Source organism: Lysinibacillus sp. RC46 (assembly GCF_041262385.1).
GTDB lineage: Bacteria > Bacillota > Bacilli > Bacillales_A > Planococcaceae > Lysinibacillus.
Genome location: NZ_JBGCCF010000010.1, coordinates 49,478 through 73,179, shown reverse-complemented (window position 1 = coordinate 73,179; position 23,702 = coordinate 49,478). Strand labels below are relative to the sequence as shown.

The window sequence follows — 23,702 nt, the reverse complement described above, 5'->3', positions numbered from 1 at the left end:
TATTTGGTGTTCCTATCCGTCAGTTGGCAGGTGGATGGCGATAAAACATGAAATTGTTTCGATAAAATTAAAAAGTTGGATGACATTTTGTTACCCCTTGTTTTGCAGAAGGGCAATAAACATTGCCATAATAGCCTTTTCAACAACATAAAAAGTCGCCCTACGTTATAGGACGACTTCTTTTTTTATTTTACTGTATTGATCACTTGTACATAGTCTTTGCTAACGAAAGCTTTTCCTGTATACAGTTTATCAGAAAGGACCTCATACCAGCCGTTTGTCGCAGAGCTTGTGATGATCACAGGCATGCCACTTCGTGCATATGTGAATAGTGGGCTAAAGCTAGTAGCTGCGCCTGTACGAACGTTTAAGCCGGTTGTTGTTGTTATACCGATTGTGTATGGATTTTTGGCATCCTTAAAGCCTAATGCTTTTTCAGCACGGTAATAGTGTCCTGCAATTTTTGCACCCCAGTATGGATCAGAAGCGTATTTCACGTTAAAGCCAAGAGCTTTTGAACCTACTACTGCACCGTTAGCAAAGTTTTTACCAGTTGAGCCCCCTGGAGTAATGTAGTTTGGCTGTAGGAATTTTTCAACAAGCTCATTGATATTGTCAACTACACTATCAAACTTTTTGTTTTTTGGGTTCGTATCAGTCACGTACAAACCAAATAAGTTGTTTAAGTCTTGTGCCTGATTACTCATACCATAAGCACTTTCATGCTGAGCAAGTGCCAAAACAAGCATTGCGTTAATTTGAGATTTTTCTTCCACATCTTTCAATGTTTTCCCTAAACCTATTAACTTACTTTTCTTTGTAGCATCTTTATAACTGCTAACTCCTGTACTCTCAACCTCTGCTAGCTTATTCATTATATAAGCATCTAGTTCTTGTGCCGTATATTGTGTTTGGGCACGGGCAGGTAAAAATTGATAATAGTTATAGGCCTCACCTTTAGAGGAGCCGTTGCCGTTTGTGAAATAAATACCGTCCCAGCTATAGTATTTTTCGCCTTGCTTCATAAATGATGGCGCTTTTCCGAAAACATAGCTAGAAGAATACTTATTTGTGTTGTAATCGTAAAGTGTATGTTTAATTTCACCATTTACATTTTCGTAGTAAGAACGACCTTTGCTCATTGAAAATGGGATTAATGTAACATCAGCGTGTTTTAAGTAGCCGACTTGACCAGCTAATCGAACTTTTACTTGTGTTGCATCACTGCTGAGGTATTCCATTTCTGTATTTGCCGCAACACCAAGCGAGTCATTAATTGTTTCAGATTTTAGTGCTACATAATTATTTGTAACAACGTAGCCTGAAGACATTTTCACAATTTTATCACTTTGGACAATAACCTGTGTATTTTTTGTCACAGCTTTTTCAGCAGCTTCAAAGGTAGAGAATCCTTGATTACCAACTAATGTGCCGTTTGAAATTTCCTTAACAGCATATTTAGAAGATCCGGTATTTGTATCGCCACCGTTAGTATTACCGCCGTTAGAATTACCACCGTTTGGTTCAGCAGCGTCTGGATCACCAGCAAGTTGCATTAGACGTACAATAAACGAAGATGCTTGTCCAATAGTTGCATTTTTTTCTGGCATAAAGTAACCATTTGCGCCTTTAATAATTTCTAGTTGTGCACCTATAGCTACTGCTTGACGGTAGTCTTTTAATATAGCTGCATTATCCTTAAAGGTAATAGAAGAAGTACCTTTAGGAATGTTTAAATAATTGATAGCTCTCTCAATCATAACCGCCATATGCTGTCTTGAAATTGCGGCATTAGGCTTAAATGAACCATCTCCGTAACCTGTAATAATACCAGCTGAAGCAGCAAGCTTAATATCCTTTGCATGTACATATGTATCCGGGATATCTTTAAAGACTATGTCGCTTGTCGCTTCAAGATTCATGGCTTTAGTTAAATAAGAAGCAAATTCTCCGCGTGTCACATTGGCATCTGGACGATAACTTCCTTTTGCATCTTTTACTAATGCATTTTTGGAAATTAAATAACGAAGACCCTTTTCATGTGAATGCCCTGTTAGTTCGTCAGCAGATGCCAGTTGGGGTTGCCAAAGAAGCATGCCGATTACTGTCATGAGCAAAGCAATGATTGATAGTTTTTTCATATTTTACCCTCCTAGATTTCTACACCATTTTACCAAAATTATAGAGTAACGATAAGGGTCAAATGTTAGAAATATCATAAAATGAGACTATATAAATAGTTTTCATGACAATTCATATAAAACTGGAAAATAGCATAAATGTTCCATGGATATTTTGACATATTTTTGATAGTGTTGTAGAAGTAAAACATGTGAAGGGAGAGTTGAAGGCTCCATTTTACTCAGGAGCGCAAAAAAAATGAAAAAAATAGCGAAAAATTTACTAGTTTTAGTTGTATTATTGTCAATGGTTGTTAGTCCGTTAAATGCCTATGCAGCCCAAACGGTCAAAAAGGATTATAAATTATCACATGGTGTGCAGTATAAACAATATACATACAGCAGTACCAATACAAATTCTATTAATCATCTTGCTATTAATGTAGACGAAACGACGGAAGTACAATTAGGTATGCCTGCGAATGTCAATGGCAGAGAATCGACAGTAGCAAATGCTAATCGTAATTCACGTGAAGGGAATCGTGTAGTTGGTGCTATTAATGCAAGTTTCTTCGATATGTCTGCAGGTTACCCATTATTTTTATTAAGTAAAGATAATGTTATTTTAAATGGTGGTGCTGTTTCAAACGGCTCCGATGAATATATGAATGTCCCTACAGCTTTTGGGGTTGCAGCAGATGGCAGTGGTGTCATTGACTATTTTGATTTTAATGTAACCCTTTCTCACAAAGGTAAAGACTATGAAATGACAGGTATGAATCGTGCACGTAATATATATGAAGCGATTGTTTACACACCACAATTTTATAGTAAAACAACAAATACAAATGAATATGGTTTTGAAATCGTAGTAGATACTGGAGCTCCGATTACTGAAAACAAATTCGGTCAAACATTAACAGGGAAAGTTACACAAATTACACCTTATGGATCAAAAGAAAAAATATCCATCCCGTCAACTGGCTTTGTCGTATCTTTACAAGGTGGGGATTGGCACAGTAAGCTAAGCCAAATTGCAGTTGGAGATGAGCTGAGTGTTAACTTCGCTATTGATAAGCTTTGGCAGGATGCGAAATTTATTATGGCAAGTGGTCCGTATTTAGTAAAAGATAATAAACCTTACATTATGATGGGCACATCTAGTGATCGTGCAAAAGCGGTTACTGCACGTACTATTGTAGCGACAAGTAATAATGGAAAAACAGTACACCTTATTACGGTTGATGGAAAACAGAAACATAGCGCAGGGATGAATATGGTTCAACTTGCGAACTATTTAGTGTCACTTGGTGTTGATCGAGCAATTAACTTAGATGGTGGCGGCTCAACAACGATGGGTATTCGAAATCCCGGTAATAATAATGTCATATTAGCGAACCTACCTTTAAATGCAGGCAATGCGCAACGTCTTGTGTCCGCAACATTACAAGCTGTAAGTACGGCACCAACTGGCAAAGGTACACAAATTAAATATACGAATAGTACAAGCTATGCAACTCTTTTAGCAGGTGCTTCGTCTAGTATAGCAGTACAATATATTTTAGATGATAACTATAATGCGCTACCATTAGACGGTCATGTATCGCTAACATCTGAGAATAATACTTTAAAAGTTAACGGCTTGAACTATACTTCAACGACAGCTGGCAATGATCGCATTTTCATCAACCACGATGGCTCACCTGTTGAATCATTCCAAGTAAAAGTAGTAGATGCTCCAGCAGTATTGGACATTGCACCAAAGTCAAAAACAGTAGGAGCAGGCGAAACTGTTAAATTTACTGTAGATGCAAAGGATGACGGTGGCAAACCTCTAGTTTACAATGCATCACAGGTGAAATGGTCTGTAGATGGTAATATCGGTACGATTACTAGTGATGGTAAGTTTACAGCTAAAAATCCAGGTGCTACTGGTAAAGTAGTAGCGATTTTAGGAACAAAGCGTGTAGAGGCTACTGTAACTGTAGCAAAGGCTGCGTTGTTTAAAGATATTCCAAGTAATTATGTGTACTATAAAGAAATTGAGTATTTAACAAAAAATAATATTATTACAGGCCATCCAGATGGCACATTTAGACCAAATGACAAACTTACACGTGCACATGCAGCAGTTATTATTAGCCGCGCACTTGATTTAAAAACATCAAACGTCAAAAATCCAGGCTTTAAGGATGTTCCAGCGAATCACGATTATTATAAACAAATCGCAGCTGTAGTTGAGTCTGGTATTATGAGTGGTAAAGGCAATAATGTCTTTGATCCAAATGGTACTTTAACTCGTGCACAAATGGCGAAGGTTGTAGCATTAGCTTATAATCTAAAAGGAACAAGCAGCACAAACTTTAAAGATGTATCGAAGAATCATTGGGCATACACATATGTTCAACAGTTAGCTGCAAACAAAATTACAACTGGTTATGGTGATAACACCTTTAAGCCAGATGAAGCGATTAGTCGCGCTCATTTCGGATTATTCCTTTATAGAGCAATTAATCAATAATAGTCGTCCTTAAAGAATGGCTTAGCATTTAAAAAATAGCAAACTAGTAATGTTACCTAGTTTGCTATTTTTCTCTTTAAATAAAAAGGTTATAGATTGGGCAGTTAGGCTTGTATACCTTGCAAATCGATAGTTAATTGATATTTATTTATAACCATATAAGTTGATTAGCGTCCCCAGGAAAGCGCCAAGCCGCAACGGAAATCAACCTTACGTTACGTTGATGAGCAAACATATCACAAAATTAGTAGCGACTTTTGAAGCTCATCTTATTTTTACTAGTTTTAAAAGAACGGAAATGTGCAATTGTGGTATAATCTCAGTATTAAAAAGTAAAAGGATGTTTTTTAATGAAAATAGGCATTGTGGGGAATTACGGCAATGATAATAATGGTGATGAATCAATATTATACGGCATTCTTCAACAAGTAAAACAAACATTTTCGGTAACTAGTGATGACATTACCGTTTTTAGTAATAACACACAACAAACATCCGAACGTTATGGGGTACATAGCTATCCATTGTATTACAGGAAGAGTAATTTATTTAAAACGTTTATCCATACTTATAAAAACAATAAACAATATGTATCAACATTTGACCTCCTCATCATTGGTGGTGGTGGTATTCTTATGGATTTTTATAAACGTGAGGCTCACCTGTATGGAGCGTATGCAATGATGGCAAAACAAAGTAATGTTCCCTACATTATTTACGGATGTGGCGCCGGACCACTTGATACGATTTCCGGGAAAATTAGTATTCGCGCAATGTGTCGTTATGCAGCAAATATCTCTGTACGTGATCCTCAGTCTAAAAAGCTTTTGCAAAGTATTGGGGTGAAAAAGCCAATAGATATTATTGGTGATCCAGCATTTACATTAAAAGGTGATCGTCAACATTACGCCGAAAAACCAATTAAAATAGGTGTATCAGCGGTTCCGTACTATAATGCAAACTATTGGCCAGAGGGCAATGTTGAAAAATATGATGCGTACATTACAGGCATGGCGAAAAATTTAGATCATGTAATTTCTGAACATAATGTCGAAATTACATTCTTTGCCACAAAATTCCCGCAGGACGTCACTGTGACGAAGGATATTCAGAAAAAAATGCAACAACATGCACATACAAAAATTATTGATGAAAATTTGGTGCCTGAGCGATTACTTGATGTAACTGAAGAACAGGATATTATTATCGGTACACGTCTGCACTCGCTTATTTTGGCAACAAATTCAGAAACTCCGATTATTGCGATATCCTATCATACAAAAGTACAGGATTTTATGTCCTTTGTGGGCGCATCAGATCGTTGCTTACAAATGCAGGATGTAGAGGATGATGTGAAGGCTCTATCCACATTAGTTGGCAAACTAAGTAGCAATTGGGATCAGTCGATTGCGGAGACGAAACAAATTGCTACCCATATTCATAAAGAGGCCATGCGTGGTCAGGAATTAATGAAAAAGGCAGTGACACGTCTATGAAAAAAATACTCGTCATTAGTAATATGTATCCAACATCTGATCATTTATCATTCGGTATTTTTGTGAAAAATCAAGTCACTGCACTTGAAAAAGCAGGACTAGACGTAGATATATCTGTTAATACTAATCCGTCAACAGGTAAGAAAAACACCATTATGAAATATACAAAATGGGGTTTATCGACATTGATGAAAGGCTTAAAAAACAGAAAGTCTATTGATGTCACACATGCACATTATGTGTTTCCATCTGGTATGCTGTCGCTCCTATTAAAGAAAATGTTTGGTATACCATTTATCGTTACAGCTCATGGTGGCGATATTGAGCGCATGGCGAAGAAGAACACAAGAATTCGCAATTGGACAGCGAGTATTTTACGTGAAAGTGAACATGTTATCGCAGTAGGTCCTGTCTTAGCTCAACAAATTGAACAAGATTTTGGGATTGAAAAAGGTAAAATCTCTGTTGTTAGTATGGGTGTGAATCGTGAGGTTTTTACAAAAGGAAATCAAGTAGCAGTGTGCAATGAACTACAATTAGCTACTGAGCCATTCAAATTTTTATTTGTAGGAAATGTTATAAAACAAAAAGGCGTTGAAGAGCTGTTACAGGCTTTCCAAATGCTAAAAACAAAAGTATCTCGGCCTTTAGAGTTAAATATTGTAGGTTCTAGAAGAGACCAGGCATTTTTCCAATCTTTGCAACCATTAATCAGTGAAGACGTCAAATTTATAGATCCACTAAAACAACAAGAACTAGTAAAGTGGTTCCAAGCAAGTGATGTCTTTGTATTACCATCCCATTTAGAAGGTTTTGGATTAGTGGCATTAGAGGCATTAGCGACAGATACACCTGTTATTGCTTCAAATGTAGGCGGACTTGTATCTTTGCTTGGAGAGGGCGCAGGGCATTTAGTGGAGCCCGAAAATGCGATGGTTTTATCTGAGGAGATGCTGCGTGCCGTGAACACGCCAAAAGAACAATATATGAATCGTGAAGCGGTCGATGAAGTATTATCCATTCACGATGAAAAAAATATAACAGCTCGCTGTATAGAGATTTATAAGTCGGCCATTGAAGGTGGGGATGGCCTATGAATAAGTTTATAAAAATAGTTGGGGCAGTTGCGATTATTAATGTCGTGGCCCGTGTATTCGGATTTTTACGTGAAATGATTATCGGATACCAATATGGTAGTAGCCATATTGCTGATAGTATTTTCACAGCTTACACAATTCCAAATTTTTTATATCTAGTCGTAGGTGGTGCATTTACTACTGCTGTTATCTCAATTTATAATCGGGAAACAACGGATCGTGCGCTATTTGTTAAACAGTCCTTCACAATTGTCTTGTTAACGGTTTCAATAATGACAATTCTAATGTTAGCGTTCACTAACCCAATTATGGAGATGTTTAACCAAAGTAAAGATAAAAAAACGTTTAGTCAAAGTGAGCTAGATTTAGCTAAAAATCTATATTATTGGATGATGCCTTCGTCAATTTTACTTGTATTGTCCTCATGGTATAGTGGATTGCTAAACGCAAATCAAAAATTCCATTTGTCTAGCTTTGCCATTTTAATTTATAATGCAATCTTTTTAGTGATTGCTGTAGGTTTATCTAAAATTCCAAGCATCGACGCAATGGGATATGGTATTAGTGCATTAGTCAGTGCGGTAATAATGGTATATTTCCTAATTATTGGATATCGCAAGTTGGATTCACATAAGGTTGGTTTTTCATTTGAACGAAATATTGCATCAAAGCAATTGTGGATAATGACTTTACCGATTATGCTCGGTGGCGCTACCATTCAAATTTATGCATTATTACAGCGTGTTTTTGCAGGAATGTTATCTGAAGGGGCAGTAGCTGCTGTAAACTATGCATCAAGGCTTATGCAATTCCCGCAAGCAATTTTAATTACAGCAGTAACGACAGTTATCTTTCCAATTTTGAGTCAAAAAGAAGCAGAGAATGACCTTACTTCCATTAAAAGCCTATACACAAAAGGGTTACATTATCTATTGTTGTTACTTTATCCTGTAACAGTCTACTCATATTTTTACGCAGAGAATCTTGTGCAGGTTGTTTACCAACGTGGTAATTTTGATGCAGCTTCAACTGCAATTACTACACCAGTACTGGCAATCTTCTGTTTATCGATGTATTTTTTAGCTGCAAACGGGTATATAACGCGCTTTTACTATGCAAAGGGTGACTCTATGGCACCTGTTATCTTCAGCTTAATAAATGTATTTGTTATTAACATTGCCGTTATTATGTTACTTGTCGATAAGTGTGGAGCAGAAGCAATTGCATGGGGTACATTAGTGAGTTCAGTAACAAACTTTATTATGCTGATTATTTATGCAGCCTATAAATATGACTTGAAAATGGGGATCTTTAGCAAAGAACTTCAATTTTTCAGATCAGTTCCACCAATGATTATAATCACGATTGTTTTGTATTTTTCAAGCAAGTTTTTAGTATTTGACAGCATATGGATAACTTTCATTGTAGGCATTGTTATTTTTAGTGCAGTTGTTGTTGGCTCATACTTATTATTTGGCGTGAAGGAAGTAAAAGAATTTAGTGATAAATTAAAACGGAAATATTTAAAACAATAAGGAAAAGTGGGTATCTTATAAACTGGATACCCACTTTTTTATTTTTCAGGCATGTTGATTAGGAAATATGTGCTTATTGTTGTTTGATAAAGGGATTTTTCGTTTTTACTAAGGTGCACCCATTTGATTCCACTACGACTATGGAAATAAAACTTCATTGGACACTATAAGATCTATCTGCAAAAAAGTTGTTATATTTATAATATTTTATAGTGAAAAAATAGGAGCTGTATTATAATTAGTTTTATTAAAAGCGGAATTTTTTATGAAGATATGGATAAATTGGCATTATTCAGTGATGCCTAAAGGACTATGTCTACTGCAAATTAGATAAGGGGGAAGTATGGCGAGAGGTAGGAAGGTTAATTCAAATGGTGAACGAAGTAAACAATTATTGCTTGAAAAGGCTTTAGAGATATTTTCTGAAAAAGGTTATCATGGTACAAAGGTTAGTGACATTGTAAAAGCCGCTAATGTAACACAGCCAACTTTTTATTTATATTTTGAAAGTAAGGATTCTCTCTACACCGATCTGAATAAACGATTTCAGCATGGGTTTGATGAAATTATGAGTAAACAATCAGAAGAAGTTGAAGAGGGATTAGAAGGCTTTGTTAGAGAGCTAAAGCAAAAAGTACATATGTTATTCGTTTATATAACTGATAATCCTAAATTAACAAAAATCGGATTATTCGAATCTGAGCAGTCACTTGTAATTAAATCTCGACTTACACAGCAATTTACTCACCTTATACATCGTTATGATTGTACCCACATATTACAATCATATTGTGCAGACATAAACATAGTTGTAGATAGTTTTGTAGGGTCCTTTGAGCGTTTAATATTAACTAATTTACTTGAACAAAAAAAACAGCCATGCGAGTTGGCGAGCGATTTGGTTCATTTATACTTTGTAAGAGAAGCAAATTATAAATAGCTCATAACCAAAACGTGTGGTTGATTTCCGTTCCGACTGGGCGCTTTGCCGCTGGCGCTTCGCTTTCGCACAGATAAAACATTTGTTGCTGACGCTTCGCTTTCGCACAGATAAAACATTTGCCGCTGTCGCTTCGCTGCAGGGTCTCGGGCCAACAGATGTCTTTTGCGCGAAAGCGTAGTGCTAACGAAGCGTCAGCAAAAGGGTTTCATTCTGTGCGAAAACGTAGTGCAACGAAGTGACAGCAACAGCACCGATGTTGGTCACGAAGGCGTTATCACAGGATGTGATGGTTTTAGCCTTCGTTCCTCTATTGCTAATCCCCAAGGAGTCGCCCAGTCTCCACTCCAATCAACTTAGATAAATGGCATACGTTAAAAAATGTCATCCACAATTTTTGGTAATGAGCCTTATAAATTTGAAAAAAAGATGCTGGGGAAAACTGGTCAAAATCTAAAAAAGCGCGAGAAATCAATTTTAAAAACGTTGATTTCTTGCGCTTTTCTCATGTGAAATTTTAAAATTATGCTTCAAAAACTTACTAATGTCCCATCCTCTTTGTTATTTCTTAACTGTAATATGAAGATAAACGCCTTTTTGAAGCTTATTGCCTGTTTCTTTTTGAATAGATGGATGAACGAGTAGCATATACTCTTGCCCACTGTTTAACGGTTTTGATGGGGTAACAAGTAATGAACTACCATCAACTTTTGTAGTAATCGGTACTTCGTTACCGCCTAAAGCGACAAGTTGTACACTACCTTCAGCAATTTGCGAAGAGAGAGCTTGTGAGAATTTTACAGTAAATGTTTTAGAAGTTGGTACATTTTTTAAGCTTGCAAGCTCTTTATAATTTGTATATTGTGCTTTAATTGCATCATAATGTGCCTGGAAAATAGGAGCAGTCTTTGTTTGGACGTTCGGTTTTACCCCAACCTCATTAATCGTTTTCCCTAATGGACCTGTAAAATTACCAATCGTAAGCTTTAAATAGCTACCATCCTGCAGTTCAAAAAAGCCTTGCATACAGCCTTTTCCATACGTAGTTTCTCCGTATAAAATAGCAGATTGCTGATCTTGTAATGTTGCTGATAACATTTCAGAGGCGCTAGCGCTATAACGGTTTACTAGAATACGTGTATCAGCTGGGAATTTTTCGTTTTGTTTGACTGCACGTATTTTATAAGAGGCATGTGCTTCTTCCAGTAAGTAGGCAATTTTTGCATTCGGGAAAAGCCCTGCAATCTCCTCAGCTGTTGATACATAGCCGCCACCATTGTTTTGTAAATCAAGTATAAAAGAGGTTGCACCACGCTGTTTTAATTGAATAAGCGCATCCTTGACAAGCTTTGCACCATCTTCTGAGAAGGATGACATAGCAATATAGCCAACATCCCCAAATAGTAACGCAGATTCCACATTCGGTAATGTGAATTTTTTTCGTGTAATGGTTGTAGTTGAAGTTTTACCATCTGCATGCTGGAGTTTCACTTCAATTTTAGTATTTTCATCACCAGTTAATAAGGACGAGACTTCTTGGGTAGAGCTTCCTACTACGGATTGTCCGTTAATGGCGATAATAATGTCTCCAGCAACTACACCGGCATTAGATGCACCGCTATCCTCAAACACTTGTAAAATATGAATGCCATCTTCATGTTCTTCGATGATTACACCAATCCCAATAGTTGATAGATCGATGCTATTGATAAATTCTTCAAATTCCTTCTTCGTAAAATATGTAGAATAAGGGTCTAGCATATCAATGATTTCAGGAATTGTTTTAGCTTTTTGCAAATTTCCATGGATGGTTCCAACATAGTTTTCCTCAATAATTGCCTTGATTTCCTTTACAAGCTGTTGTTCATTGCTTGCAGCAGAAGCGTTTGTAAATGGAATGATGAAAAAGCATAGAACGAATACAAAAGACCACAATACTTTTTTCATAGGACACCTCTTTTCTAATTACCTTCATTATACATGAATTTCCATATAACCGTGAATAGGAAAAGGAGGGGATTACCTACAAAAAAAAGAATCTACTAGCCATTTGCGAAAAAATAAGTTTATGCAAGATTCCTAGACAGTCGTTGTCTAAAAGAAGCTTGAGGCTTATTCGCAAAAAGCAAGCAGATTCTAGTTAGATGAAGAGCTTTATTTTTTTATTAGCTTATGAATGATGAAGCCGACAAGCGCACCGATTATTGCAGGTACAAGCCATGCCAGACTTTGCTCGTATAATGGTAAAGCTTTTAAAATGTTCACATATGGTGTAATAGTAATCTCCATTTCCTTTAAACCATCATTCAAACTAACAAAGAATGTAGGAATTAATGCTAAAATGTAAACAATTTTTCCACCTTTAAAGAAGTTATCGAAAAGCGACAGCACCATTAACACTATTGCTAGCGGATAGATGATTAATAATACAGGTAGTGATGCACTAATAATTGTTTCAAGACCTACGTTTGTAATAGCCGCACTGAATATTGTGAAAATTATCAAAAACGTTTTATACGAAACACTAGGAAATAGTTTATTGAAAAATTGAGCATTGGCAGTCAGTAAACCTACAGCAGTAGATATACATGCTAGTAAAATTGTGGCAGATAATATAATAGTCCCGAGTGTACCAAAAAGAGCTTCAGCTGACTTCGCAATTATAGTACCACCATTATCAAAAGCACCAATTGCACTAACACTAGTGTTACCAATTTGTCCAAGTGCTATATAGACAAATGATAAGCCAATAGCCGCAATAATTCCTGCGAAAATTGTCGTTTTGACTTGCTTTTTAGTATCTGACATACCCATGTCGCGCAATGCTTGCAAAATAACGATTCCGAATACGAGTGCACTTAGTACATCCATTGTTAAATAGCCTTTAACAAAGCCTTCAGTCAATGGTGACGTAGTGTATTTTCCTATAGCTGCCCCTGGTTCACCCATTGGGGAAATAAAGCTTTTAATAGCTAGTAATAGAATAACACCTAATAGAACAGGCGTTAAAATTTTCCCAACACGATCGACAAGTTTTGAAGGGTTAATAGCTAATAATAGTATTAAGGCAAAAAATATGACAGAAGTAATGAAAAGTGGTGCCCAATGATCTGCTACTCCCTCTGGAAGAAATGGGACGATCCCGATTTCATAGGATACAGAACCCGTACGCGGCACTGCAAAAAATGGTCCAATCGCTAAATAAACGATTGATGTAAAAATAATACCAAAGGTAGGGCCGACACGATTTGCTAGTATTTGTAGATCGCCACCCGCCTTCGCAATTGCAACGATTGCTAATAGCGGTAATCCGACACCAGTTATTAAGAAACCAATCATTGCTGTCGTTATATGTTCACCAGCTTGTTGGCCTAATAATGGGGGGAAGATAATATTTCCGGCACCTAAAAATAAGGCAAATAATAGTAAACCTACTGCCAAATTTTCTTTGATGAAAAGCAAGATGTTCTTCATAAAAATTAAAACTCCTTTAGATTGAAAAGATGAAACTTTCTAAAAATTTTAAATACAGAAGTGTATGTTATCACATGAATACTAATCTTGCAATTAATATTCTATTACAATTTGTAAGAATCTGTCGGAATCAGTAATTTTCATAAATTGTTTGAAAAATAGTCAATTTATCTGATATCTGATTTCTAAAATATCTAGTATGATAGACACACAAGGAAATATTTTAGCACGAACGGAGGCAAATTGATATGAAAAAGACAAAAAAATTAAGAATCCTTGCTTTAAGTACTATTGCTACTTCTTTTTTAGCATTTCAGACCGCAGAGGCAGCTACATATACCGTGCAAAAAGGAGATACTTTAACTAAAATCGCTCAAAACAATAAAGTAACAGTACAAGACATAAAAAGCTGGAACAATTTAAAGAATGATCTGATTTATGTCGCGCAAAAGCTTGAAGTTTCAAAACAAGCTACTAATGATGCGGTAAAACCTTCAAATCCATCAACAACAAATCCATCAACACAAAAGCCGACAACACCATCAAAGCCCACAGCTGTTTCACATACAGTCGTTAAAGGCGATTCATTATCCAAAATCGCTAAGCAATATAATGTGACAGTAAAGGACATTAAAGACTGGAATGGACTTACGACAGACACAATTTACGTTGGACAGGTGTTAAAATTATCTCCAGTAGCTTCAATACCCGAGAGTGATACAGTACATAATAACGGATCTTCAGGTGTGGGAACATCAACAGAAACAACTAAAGATCCTACAGCTAATGGACAAGCTATTTATAAGAAAACAGTAGACGTAGCTAATTCATTAGTAGGAACACCATATCTCTATGGTGGCAACACATCCGAAGGCCTAGATTGCAGTGGCTTTATTTACTACGCCTTTAATCAAGGTGGTTTAAAAATTGGAAGAGACAGTAGCGAAGGATATTTCTACGGTAACACAACACAAGTTAAAAATCCGACAGCGGGAGATTTAGTATTTTTCCAAAATACGTATAAAGATGGAATATCTCATATGGGTATTTATATAGGTAACAATAAATTTATCCATGCAGGATCAGACGGTGTTGAAATTTCGGACGTTACATACTCTTACTGGTCTACAAGATTAGTAGCTTATAAACGATTCGACGCTATTAAATAAAGTAAAAGTGATATTTGCAAATATGCAAATATCGCTTTTTTATGTTAGGTAAAATGCAGGTATGAAGTCAAACAATCGCTGATAAAAGGTTGCGCATCGCTGATAAAAGTGCCGGAATCGCTGATAGAACCCAGAACATCGCAGATAAAAGAGGTAGAATCGCTGATAAACCCCAGAACATCGCTGATAAGAGTGCCAGTCAGAATCGCTGACAGAAAACGGAACATCGCTGATAAGAGTGCTAGAATCGCTGATAGAACCCAGAACATCGCTGATAAAAGTACTAGAATCGCAGATAAAAGTACTAGAATCGCAGATAGAACCCGGAACATAGCTGATAAAAGTGCCGGAATCGCTGATAGAACCCAGAACATCGCAGATAAAAGAGCTAGAATCGCTGATAAACCCCAGAACATCGCTGATAAGAGTGCCAGTCAGAATCGCTGACAGAAAACGGAACATAGCTGATAAAAGTGCCAGAATCGCTGATAGAAAACGGAACATAGCTGATAAAAGTGCCAGAATCGCTGATAGAACCCGGAACATAGCTGATAAAAGTGCCAGAATCGCTGATAGAACAAGGAATATCGCTGATAAAAGTGCCAGAATCGCTGATAGAACAAGGAACATCGCTGATAAAAGTGCCGGTCATATTCGCTGATAAACATCAAACAACGCCGTTACACCGAGAAGAAAATAAACAAATAAAAAACCCTTCTTTCTATAAAAAGAAGGGTTTTCAACACTTTATTGCGTTACGCGTGCTGTCCAACGAGAAAGGTCGGCATCTTTCGCGTCAACAAGCTCTGCAGGGAAGATAAATGTCCATGGCTTTGTTGAGTTTGGTTGCACAGTTAATATTGGATCCATTTTAAATGAACCTTTTGCAATTTGTTTGCCTGTTGCGTCAATAATTTCTAGTGGTAATTGTTCTAGGTTAATAGCTTTATTATGTCCGTTACGAATGAAGATAGACACATTAAAATTACCGTTATCAGCAAGTTTCGCTTGTAGGCCGGTGAAGTTTACTTCTGTTTCACCTAACTTAGGTAAAGTTTTTACGATTTTTGCAAGTTCCTCTTTTTGTGCTTCAGGTAGTTGTTTTTCCCATGATGGGTCTAATTCTAATTGGTGACCGCGAAGGGAAACAAGGTTAAATGCGATTTTCCAGCCATCTTCTGGTATTTCATCGACTTTTATCGTTGATTTTTCAAATTCAAATACCCATGGACGAGCACTTTCTGCTGGAATTGTGCCAAGTGCTGCAAAGTCGAATTTTTTAGATGCTACAAGCTCGTCATTTTTATCCATAATAAACAGCTCAATTTCACCAAGCTCAATTGCTTGAGGTAATGATGAGCGGAAAAATGCACGCACATGCCATTTTTTAGAGCGCATATCTTCTTCTATACTAATAGAAGAAAGTGATAATTGATTTGGCTTTAATGGTTCTAGCTCATTAGCAAGGAAATTAAATATATATTTTTGCTCTTGAGGCACTTCCCAATCTGGATGATAAGATAATTTCGTCACAACATCCTGATTATTGTCTGTATTTTCTACTTCGATGTTTTGAAGTAGATCCTTAGAATCGATTGTATTTTCTTGCCCTAGTTTGTCTGATTTTTTAAAGAATGAGAATAAGCCCATTATTGTACCTCCATTTGTGCTTCAATCATTTTCATGAAGCCTGTAATTTCAATAATAATAGAACGACGTAATTCTTGGAAATTCATTCCAAATAACTCGAGGCCTTCACGTTGGTAAATTCGCATCGGGTCTTCTTGTTGGTAATGACGTAAGCCGATTCCTTCTTTTAAATGTGCCATGTTTTCTAAATGTTTTACCCAGCCATTGTCTAGGTAGCTTAGCATCACTTGTGGAATAACATTCATTACTTTTGCGTTGTCAGAAAATTTTTCCATATGATCAAGCAACTCTTGTTCAGAAGGTTGAATATCAGCTAAAATTTGTTTTACTTTACCCACTTCACGGTCTATTGTGACAGGAGTAATAAATAGTGAATTGAGAGAGCTTTCCATTTGATCGTAATCCCATTCCACTGAAGGGAGTTCATCTGGAGCAGCTTCGCGAACAGCAAAATCAACCGTTTCACTTAGCATTTTTTTTAGCTCACCCATTAAATCTTCACCAGCTAAAATTTTATCACGTAGACCGTAAATAACTGTACGCTGGTCATTGATAACATCATCTAATTTTAGGTTGTAATCACGCATACCGTATTGAGAGCCTTCAACAATACGTTGTGTACGGTTAATAAGTTCTTGAACCTCTTTATTTTGGATAATGCCTTTTTCATCAACAATCATTTTTTCTGAGAATTTTTCAACCTCTTCTTTTGCATAACGGCGGAACATATCATCTTCAATAGAGAGAATGAAGAGGCTTTCACCTATGTCACCTTGGCGACCTGAACGACCACGTAGCTGATTATCTACACGGCGGCTTTCATGCTTTTCGGTACCGATGACATATAAGCCTCCAAGCTCGTGAACGGCTTCATCTAGCACAATATCTGTACCGCGGCCGGCCATATTTGTTGCTACAGTAACACGACCTTTCTGACCAGCTTGTGAAATCAGCTCAACCTCTTGCTCAACTGTTTTAGCGTTCAGTAATTGGAATTTTAAGCCTGCTTTCTTTAAGTATTCGGCCACTGTTTCAGATTGCAGTATTGACGTTGTCCCAATTAAAACAGGTTGTCCCTTGTCGTGACGACGTTTAGCTTCAGCTGCTACGAACTTATATTTATCTTCTTGTTTGTTGAAAATAATATCAGGCTGATCGACACGTTGACGTGGACGGTTTGTTGGAATTTGAATAACTTCCATGCCGTATACTTCACGGATTTCTTTTTCCTGAGTTTTCGCCGTACCCGTCATCCCAGAAAGCTTCGGATACATACGGAAATAGTTCTGAATTGTAATCTGTGCCTGTGCTTTATTTTCTTCAGTAATCGTTACGCCTTCTTTTGCTTCAATTGCTTGATGTAAGCCATCAGATAGCGAGCGACCTTCTAAAATGCGACCTGTGAACATATCAACAAGCTCGATTTTGTCATCTTTTACGATGTAATCAACATCACGCTTGAACATTACGTGTGCACGAACTGCTTGGATCACATAATGGTAAAGTGTTTGGTGTTCAAGATCATAAAGATTATCAACATTGAAGGCAGCCTCAACCTTTTCAATGCCTTTATCTGTTAAAGAAGTAGCTTTTGTTTCTTCATCAAAATCGTAATCTTCTTCTTCTTTAAAACGTTTTGCTAGCATAGAGGCAATGCGATGTAGTTCATCATTCGCAGCCATTTTCCCAGCGATAATAAGTGGTGTTTTTGCCTCATCAATAAGGACACTATCGACTTCATCGATAATGGCGAAGTGATAAGGACGCTGTACTTTATCAGCTAAGCTATGAGCCATGTTGTCGCGTAAGTAGTCAAATCCGAACTCAGTACCTACACCATATGTAATATCGGCGTTATAGGCTTCTTTTTTGGCATCTGGCTCCATCATCGGTATATTTAAACCAACTGTTAAACCAAGGAAACGATGGATTTGACCGACAAGCTCGTAGTCACGCTTAGCTAGATAGTCATTAACGGTAATAACGTGAACACCTTTACCTTCTAATGCGCGTACATATGAAGGAAGAGAAGCGACAAGCGTTTTACCTTCACCTGTAGGCATTTCTGCAATATTGCCTTCAGTTAAAACAAGACCACCGATAAGCTGTACATCAAAATGACGCATACCTAATACACGTTTTGAGGCTTCGCGTACAACAGCAAACGCGTCTGGGATGATAGATGTAATTGGTTCGCCTTGTTCTAAACGATCCTTGAAAATAAAAGTCATTTCTTTTAATTCTTCATCTGACTTATTTACATATTTTTCTTCAAGACTATTGATTTGATCTACTATTTTATAGTAGCTTTTTAATTGACGAGCACTAGTTTGCTCATTGTTGCGTTTGAAAATTGAGAACATGAAATATACGCTCCTTTTAAGTTGTCTAAATGCTAGACACTACATTATTTTATCAAATTTTACGAATGATGACTACATTTGACATGCAGCATTCTTCCAATTTGAAAAAGAAGAATAATATTTGTGAAATGGTGGAAAATAAATAGAAAAAGTATATTTCGGCGTCTGTTCGTGCTATAATCAATTAGAATTTAAATGTAGATTATTTTTTTGAGGAGGAGAGACATGCTTTACGTGTCTTTAATAGCAGCATTTGTTGCTTCAATATTGTTAACTCCACTAGTTAAACGATTAGCATTCAGAATAGGTGCTGTCGATGCACCAAACTATCGAAAAGTACATGCACGAATTATGCCAAGACTTGGGGGATTGGCGATTTTCCTTGCGTTTTTAATAGCTGTGGCTATATTCCAGCCGATTTTGATATACAATGAAAATGGTAGCGATTTTTTACTGGCAATTATAATTGGAGCTTGTATTATCGTAGCAACAGGTGTCATAGACGATATGCGTGAAATTTCCGCAAAAGCAAAATTAATTGGTCAGCTTGTTGCGGCACTTATCGTTATTTTTGTAGGTGGAATTCAAATTGAAATGGTGAATTTACCATTTGTAGGTGAATTAAATTTTGGATTACTAAGTATTCCTTTAACAGTTCTTTGGATTGTTGGTATTACAAATGCCATTAATTTAATCGATGGCTTAGATGGCCTAGCAGCAGGTGTTTCAACGATTGCCCTTATTACTTTAGCGGTTATGGCATTAATCATGGGCAATATGTTCGTTTTAGCAATCGCAGCCATTTTAGCAGCAGCAACATTTGGATTTTTATTTTACAATTTCCACCCAGCAAAAATCTTCATGGGAGATACAGGAGCCTTATTCCTTGGCTTTATGATATCAGTGCTCGCATTGCTTGGATTTAAAAATATAACAGTCGTAACATTAATTATCCCAGTTATTATTCTAGGTGTACCGATTTCTGATACATTCTTTGCGATTGTTCGTCGCGTACGCATGAAGAAAAAATGGTCTGATCCAGATAAATCACATTTGCATCACCGTTTACTAGATATGGGCTTCACACATCGCCAAACAGTACTCATTATTTATGGGATTGCCATCATGTTTGGTTTAGCAGCCATCATTTTCTCAATGGCAAAGGTATGGGGTGCCATTTTACTCGTAGCTGTCATTTTAACTGCAATTGAAATTTTGGTTGAAGTCATCGGACTCGCGGGTAAAAACTATAAACCACTATTGAATTTTGTGCGGATATTTAATAAATAAAACATTCAAGCAATCATCCATTTTACGGATGGTTGCTTTTTTACTTTATGTGATCTTACTGAGGTGGCATAGAGGGAAGTGGGCTTGTAAGAAGTTCGAATCTTTGCGAAAAAAACCTCAGGTAGAGTGGAGAATTGCTCGGGTGAGGTGGGGAAGTGCTCAGGTGGGTCGGAGAACGGCTCGGGTAAAGAGAAAAACTTTTATGTTATGGCAGCGTTCCTTGCTTGGTTAGCGGCGGAATTTCGGATTTTAGCGGCGATATTTGCCTGATTAGCGGCGCAACTTTATGTTTTAGCGGCGTTCTTCCTTAGGTTAGCGGCGCAACTCACACTTTTAGCGGCGAATCCCAATATAAGCTGGACAATTTGACAAAACTAAAGTCAGGGTTGAAAAACTTTGTATAAAGTTTTACACAATATTAAGGACATGACGAAAAACTACTCAGGTAGGCTGTTAAACTCCTAGGGTACGGTGGAAATCTGCTCAGGCAAGGAGGAAATTCGCGTAGGTAAACCTCAGAACTGCTCAGGCAAGGAGAAAATCTGCTCAGGTAGACTTAGAACTGCTCAGGCAAGGAGGAAATCTGCGCAGGTAGACCCCAGAACTGCTCAGGCAAGGAGAAAATCTGCGCAGGTATGCCTTAGAACTGCTCAGGCAAGGAGAAAATCTGCGCAGGTAGACCCCAGAACTGCTTAGGCAAGGAGAAAATGAGAAAATCCGCTCAAGTGTAGAACTCAGAACTGCTCGAGTAACATAGAGCAAAACTCAGGTCAATAAGTGCTCCAATCTATAATTTCCACGTTAAGCAAACATCACGAAATCATGCCAAACAAAAAGCCTTTCCACAATTTAAAGTGGAAAGGCTTTTATAGTTACTGAGTGCTATCTTTATCTGTTGAATCTTCGCCAGCAGCGTTATCTTTATCAGTATTTTTATTCGTTAAGCTACTAGATGCTTTATTTGTGTCAAGATGGTTTTTTAGCGTTTGTGATACTTCATCAACCGATTCTTGATTTAATTGGTAGTAGTAAATACCAGTAGACATATCATCTGTACCATCTAATGTTAAAGAATCGATACGTGGCATCCCTTGTGATAAATAAGATAGGAATGACTTCATTTCGCTAAATGTCATATTTGTCTTCATGTTATCACCAAGTGCTCTAATGACATCATCGTATTTTGTAATGGATTCTACCGAAGAAACTTTATTGATGATCGCTGTTAAAATCTCTTGTTGACGTTTGCCGCGTTCAATATCATTGTCTTGCTTACGTGTTCTTGCGAGTGCAAGTGCTTGACTTCCGTTTAAATGCTGTAAACCAGGCTCTAAGTTGATGGCATTGCGATCGAATTCGTCTTTTTCGTGTAACTTGTACGGTACATCAGCTTCAATTCCACCTAATGCATCAACAACGTCAATAAACGCATTAAAGTTCATACGAACATAGTAGTCAATTGGCACATCTAATAGTTTTTCTACTGTATCAATTGTTGAAATTGTTCCACCATGAGCATGTGCATGAGTAATTTTATCATTACGTCCCATTGAAGGAATATATACATAAGAATCTCGGGGGATACTCAACATTTTAATTGTTTTTGTCTTATTATTTAATGTTGCTAGAATAAGGGCATCTGAACGTGAGTTCTCAGAGCCTTGCCCGCGATCTTCACTATCATCAACACCGACAAATAGGATTGAAACGTTATCGTGTACTGGTTCAACCTTCTCATTACGAAGTGCTGAAATGTCTCGACCTTTTAATTCTTCATGTGCTGAGTCAGCTGCATGCTTTACTTGCTTCGTAATATATACACCATAAGCAGTTGCGCAAATTAGTAAACTAGCAACAAGAAGAAGGGAAACTTTTATAATTATGGAAGCTTTGGAAGACCTCTTTTTGCTTTTAATTCTATTTTTCATTTTTAATATATTCTCCTCTGAATTTTGGGAATAATAAAGCGATTAAACTAAACTTATTCAAGTAATCTTAGAAAATGTGTAAAAGATAAAATAGCTCAATATTAAAATTATACTATGGATATTTAGCATTCGACAATTAAAACTATTTATTTCACAACAAATTCAATAAATTGAGCATTCTCAAAAGCAATATTTGCTTGTCCGTTTGTCATTTCTGTTACCCAGTTTTGGAATTGTTCTTCTTCCTCTTTTAATACGGATACAATAATTTCGACGCCTTCTAAATAGCGAATTTCTTCTAAAGTATATGAAGAACCTCGAATTTCATTTTCTACTTTACCTAGCCAAGTGTAATCAATGGAAATGTTCATAAAATGGTGAAGCTTGCGTTCAACTACTTGGGCAGCAAGTAATCCTTCTGTTGTCGCTTTTCCATACGCTCGAATAAGACCGCCACCGCCAAGCTTAATGCCACCAAAGTAGCGTGTGACGACAACGACCGTATCTTTTAACCCTTGTTTTTTTAGGACTTCTAACATAGGGACGCCAGCTGTGCCACTAGGTTCCCCGTCATCATTTGCTTTTTGAATATGATCATGCTCTCCAATAATATAGGCTGAACAATTATGTGTAGCATTATGATGCAATTTTTTTATGCGTTCAATAAAAGAAATTGCATCCTCTTCCGTTTCTGCACGTTCTATATAAGTAAGGAAGCGAGATTTTGAAATAACAATTTCACTTTCTCCGTATCCTTTTACAGTTAAATAGTTTTCTCTCATCAGTATCAATCTCCTTTAAAGTAGAGTTCTATTCTATAATTTTCATAAAGAAAAAGCATTAAATTTTAACATGAGAATGCTATAATAGGTGTAGACTATGTAATTGGTCTATTGAAATAGTAAGTAATCATAAGACATTAGACTGGGGAGTATACTATGTTTTCAAATGATACCTTCGATTTAAAGTCGCTTGATGACATATTTAATCGAATGTTAGAAACAATCATGAGCTCAAAAGATGATATCTTTATTATAAGCGAACAAAGCCGAAGAAATTTCGAAGATATGAAAATAGAGCTAGAAATTGTTCGAAAACAAGTTTCAATTGTTATTGATGAAGGCGATGCTTTAGAAAAAAGTACACAGCTCGCTAAGCAAAGACTTGTGTTAGTAAGTAAAGCTTTTGATAATTATACCGAAGAACAAGTTAGAGAAGCATATGAAACTGCACATGATTTTCAAGTGAAACTCTCCGTTATTAGAACACAAGAAAAGCAACTACGTGATAAAAGAGATGATTTAGAGAGAAGATTAAGAGCGTTACTCGATACGATTGAACGTGCAGATCATATTGTCAATCAAGTAAATGTCGTTTTGAATTACTTAACTTCAGATTTAAAAAATGTTGGTTTGGCACTTGAACAAGCAAAAATGAAACAAGATTTTGGTATACGAATTATTGCAGCACAAGAAGAGGAGCGCAAACGTCTATCTAGGGAAATTCATGATGGACCTGCTCAAATGCTGGCAAATGTACTGATGCGCACTAATTTAATAGACAGAACGTATCGTGAAAAGGGCATTGAATATGCTTTGGCTGAAATTGCTGATTTAAAGAAAACGGTGCGTAATGCATTATCAGAGGTGCGACGTATAATCTATGATTTAAGACCAATGGCACTTGATGATTTGGGAATTGTTCCGACATTAAAAAAATACTTATCGACAGTGACTGAATATAATCCTGGAGTTGAAGTTCATTTCCAATCGAGAAGCACCGAAAAGCGTATACCATCAAATTATGAAGTATCTATTTTCCGGTTAGTGCAAGAATGTGTTACAAATGCCATGAAGCACGGGAAATGTAAAGATATTTGGGTAAAACTGGAGTGGTTGAAAAATGCCGTAAATATCGTTGTAAAGGACGATGGTATAGGTTTCAATCCACAGGAGGTTAAAGACCATTCCTTTGGGATTTTAGGTATGAAAGAACGTATCGAAATTTTGGATGGGACAATCTCAATTAAAAGTGAGATAAATCGAGGTACGACGGTTTTATTTAAAATTCCGTTAGAAGTAGTGTAAAACGATTGTTGGAGAATTTTAGGGGGTAAAGA

General features: G+C 36.8%; 15 protein-coding genes. 8 read left to right on the top strand and 7 right to left on the bottom strand.

The genetic code is table 11. The annotated features are described in order from the left end of the window. Positions 1–185 precede the first annotated feature (185 nt). Positions 186–2,141: an S-layer homology domain-containing protein gene (locus ABH966_RS11260; RefSeq protein WP_370078390.1), complete on the bottom strand. Its 1,956-nt coding sequence runs from the start codon at positions 2,139–2,141 to the stop codon at positions 186–188. A gap of 238 nt (positions 2,142–2,379) precedes the next feature. Between ABH966_RS11260 and ABH966_RS11255 the strand changes: the two genes are divergently transcribed. The 5 genes from ABH966_RS11255 to ABH966_RS11235 all read left to right on the top strand — a co-directional run bounded on the left by ABH966_RS11255 (position 2,380) and on the right by ABH966_RS11235 (position 9,709). After that, positions 2,380–4,641, top strand: coding sequence for an S-layer homology domain-containing protein (locus tag ABH966_RS11255; protein WP_370078388.1), 2,262 nt, complete (start codon positions 2,380–2,382; stop codon positions 4,639–4,641). A 350-nt stretch (positions 4,642–4,991) separates the two neighbouring features. After that, positions 4,992–6,137: a polysaccharide pyruvyl transferase family protein gene (locus ABH966_RS11250; RefSeq protein ID WP_370078386.1), complete on the top strand. Its 1,146-nt coding sequence runs from the start codon at positions 4,992–4,994 to the stop codon at positions 6,135–6,137. Further along, the gene (locus ABH966_RS11245) at positions 6,134–7,234 is read left to right on the top strand and encodes a glycosyltransferase (protein WP_370078384.1); all 1,101 of its coding nucleotides are present in this window, start codon (positions 6,134–6,136) and stop codon (positions 7,232–7,234) included. The genes ABH966_RS11250 and ABH966_RS11245 overlap by 4 nt, the downstream gene beginning before the upstream one ends. Beyond that, positions 7,231–8,769, top strand: coding sequence for a murein biosynthesis integral membrane protein MurJ (murJ, locus tag ABH966_RS11240; RefSeq protein ID WP_370078382.1), 1,539 nt, complete (start codon positions 7,231–7,233; stop codon positions 8,767–8,769). The genes ABH966_RS11245 and murJ overlap by 4 nt, the downstream gene beginning before the upstream one ends. A gap of 343 nt (positions 8,770–9,112) precedes the next feature. Further along, positions 9,113–9,709, top strand: coding sequence for a TetR/AcrR family transcriptional regulator (locus ABH966_RS11235; RefSeq protein ID WP_370078381.1), 597 nt, complete (start codon positions 9,113–9,115; stop codon positions 9,707–9,709). A 561-nt stretch (positions 9,710–10,270) separates the two neighbouring features. On the opposite strand, the gene ABH966_RS11230 is transcribed toward ABH966_RS11235, so the two are convergent. Continuing rightward, positions 10,271–11,656 (bottom strand): S41 family peptidase, encoded by a 1,386-nt coding sequence (locus tag ABH966_RS11230; RefSeq protein WP_370078379.1) that lies wholly within the window; start codon positions 11,654–11,656, stop codon positions 10,271–10,273. 207 nt (positions 11,657–11,863) lie between these two features. Beyond that, on the bottom strand, positions 11,864–13,183 hold the full coding sequence (gene brnQ, locus ABH966_RS11225) for a branched-chain amino acid transport system II carrier protein (RefSeq protein WP_370078377.1): 1,320 nt from the start codon (positions 13,181–13,183) through the stop codon (positions 11,864–11,866). 248 nt (positions 13,184–13,431) lie between these two features. On the opposite strand from brnQ, the gene ABH966_RS11220 reads away from it, so the two are divergent. Beyond that, positions 13,432–14,352: a C40 family peptidase gene (locus tag ABH966_RS11220; RefSeq protein WP_370078375.1), complete on the top strand. Its 921-nt coding sequence runs from the start codon at positions 13,432–13,434 to the stop codon at positions 14,350–14,352. 747 nt (positions 14,353–15,099) lie between these two features. On the opposite strand, the gene ABH966_RS11215 is transcribed toward ABH966_RS11220, so the two are convergent. Continuing rightward, positions 15,100–16,002: an accessory Sec system S-layer assembly protein gene (locus tag ABH966_RS11215; protein ID WP_370078373.1), complete on the bottom strand. Its 903-nt coding sequence runs from the start codon at positions 16,000–16,002 to the stop codon at positions 15,100–15,102. Beyond that, positions 16,002–18,365: an accessory Sec system translocase SecA2 gene (gene secA2 / locus ABH966_RS11210; RefSeq protein WP_370078371.1), complete on the bottom strand. Its 2,364-nt coding sequence runs from the start codon at positions 18,363–18,365 to the stop codon at positions 16,002–16,004. Before secA2 ends, ABH966_RS11215 begins: the two co-directional genes overlap by 1 nt. 225 nt (positions 18,366–18,590) lie before the next feature. On the opposite strand from secA2, the gene ABH966_RS11205 reads away from it, so the two are divergent. Beyond that, on the top strand, positions 18,591–19,655 hold the full coding sequence (locus ABH966_RS11205; RefSeq protein ID WP_370078369.1) for a glycosyltransferase family 4 protein: 1,065 nt from the start codon (positions 18,591–18,593) through the stop codon (positions 19,653–19,655). 872 nt (positions 19,656–20,527) lie between these two features. On the opposite strand, the gene ABH966_RS11200 is transcribed toward ABH966_RS11205, so the two are convergent. Together ABH966_RS11200 and ABH966_RS11195 are read right to left on the bottom strand one after the other, a co-directional pair. Beyond that, positions 20,528–21,583: an LCP family protein gene (locus ABH966_RS11200; RefSeq protein ID WP_370078367.1), complete on the bottom strand. Its 1,056-nt coding sequence runs from the start codon at positions 21,581–21,583 to the stop codon at positions 20,528–20,530. Between the two features lie 146 nt (positions 21,584–21,729). Further along, complete coding sequence (locus ABH966_RS11195; protein WP_370078365.1) at positions 21,730–22,365, bottom strand: YigZ family protein; 636 nt, start codon at positions 22,363–22,365, stop codon at positions 21,730–21,732. A 156-nt stretch (positions 22,366–22,521) separates the two neighbouring features. Here ABH966_RS11195 and ABH966_RS11190 point away from each other — a divergent pair, with 156 nt between their 5' ends. Next, on the top strand, positions 22,522–23,670 hold the full coding sequence (locus ABH966_RS11190; RefSeq protein ID WP_370078363.1) for a sensor histidine kinase: 1,149 nt from the start codon (positions 22,522–22,524) through the stop codon (positions 23,668–23,670). Positions 23,671–23,702 lie beyond the last annotated feature (32 nt).

Bases quoted from the DNA above. Each gene is read 5' to 3' on its own strand.
- ABH966_RS11220 (WP_370078375.1), top strand. From the start codon at position 13,432: ATGAAAAAGACAAAAAAATTAAGAATCCTTGCTTTAAGTACTATTGCT.
- ABH966_RS11255 (WP_370078388.1), top strand. From the start codon at position 2,380: ATGAAAAAAATAGCGAAAAATTTACTAGTTTTAGTTGTATTATTGTCA.
- brnQ (WP_370078377.1), bottom strand. From the start codon at position 13,183: ATGAAGAACATCTTGCTTTTCATCAAAGAAAATTTGGCAGTAGGTTTA.
- secA2 (WP_370078371.1), bottom strand. From the start codon at position 18,365: ATGTTCTCAATTTTCAAACGCAACAATGAGCAAACTAGTGCTCGTCAA.
- murJ (WP_370078382.1), top strand. From the start codon at position 7,231: ATGAATAAGTTTATAAAAATAGTTGGGGCAGTTGCGATTATTAATGTC.
- ABH966_RS11200 (WP_370078367.1), bottom strand. From the start codon at position 21,583: ATGAAAAATAGAATTAAAAGCAAAAAGAGGTCTTCCAAAGCTTCCATA.
- ABH966_RS11245 (WP_370078384.1), top strand. From the start codon at position 6,134: ATGAAAAAAATACTCGTCATTAGTAATATGTATCCAACATCTGATCAT.
- ABH966_RS11195 (WP_370078365.1), bottom strand. From the start codon at position 22,365: ATGAGAGAAAACTATTTAACTGTAAAAGGATACGGAGAAAGTGAAATT.
- ABH966_RS11205 (WP_370078369.1), top strand. From the start codon at position 18,591: ATGCTTTACGTGTCTTTAATAGCAGCATTTGTTGCTTCAATATTGTTA.
- ABH966_RS11230 (WP_370078379.1), bottom strand. From the start codon at position 11,656: ATGAAAAAAGTATTGTGGTCTTTTGTATTCGTTCTATGCTTTTTCATC.
- ABH966_RS11215 (WP_370078373.1), bottom strand. From the start codon at position 16,002: ATGGGCTTATTCTCATTCTTTAAAAAATCAGACAAACTAGGGCAAGAA.
- ABH966_RS11190 (WP_370078363.1), top strand. From the start codon at position 22,522: ATGTTTTCAAATGATACCTTCGATTTAAAGTCGCTTGATGACATATTT.
- ABH966_RS11235 (WP_370078381.1), top strand. From the start codon at position 9,113: ATGGCGAGAGGTAGGAAGGTTAATTCAAATGGTGAACGAAGTAAACAA.
- ABH966_RS11250 (WP_370078386.1), top strand. From the start codon at position 4,992: ATGAAAATAGGCATTGTGGGGAATTACGGCAATGATAATAATGGTGAT.
- ABH966_RS11260 (WP_370078390.1), bottom strand. From the start codon at position 2,141: ATGAAAAAACTATCAATCATTGCTTTGCTCATGACAGTAATCGGCATG.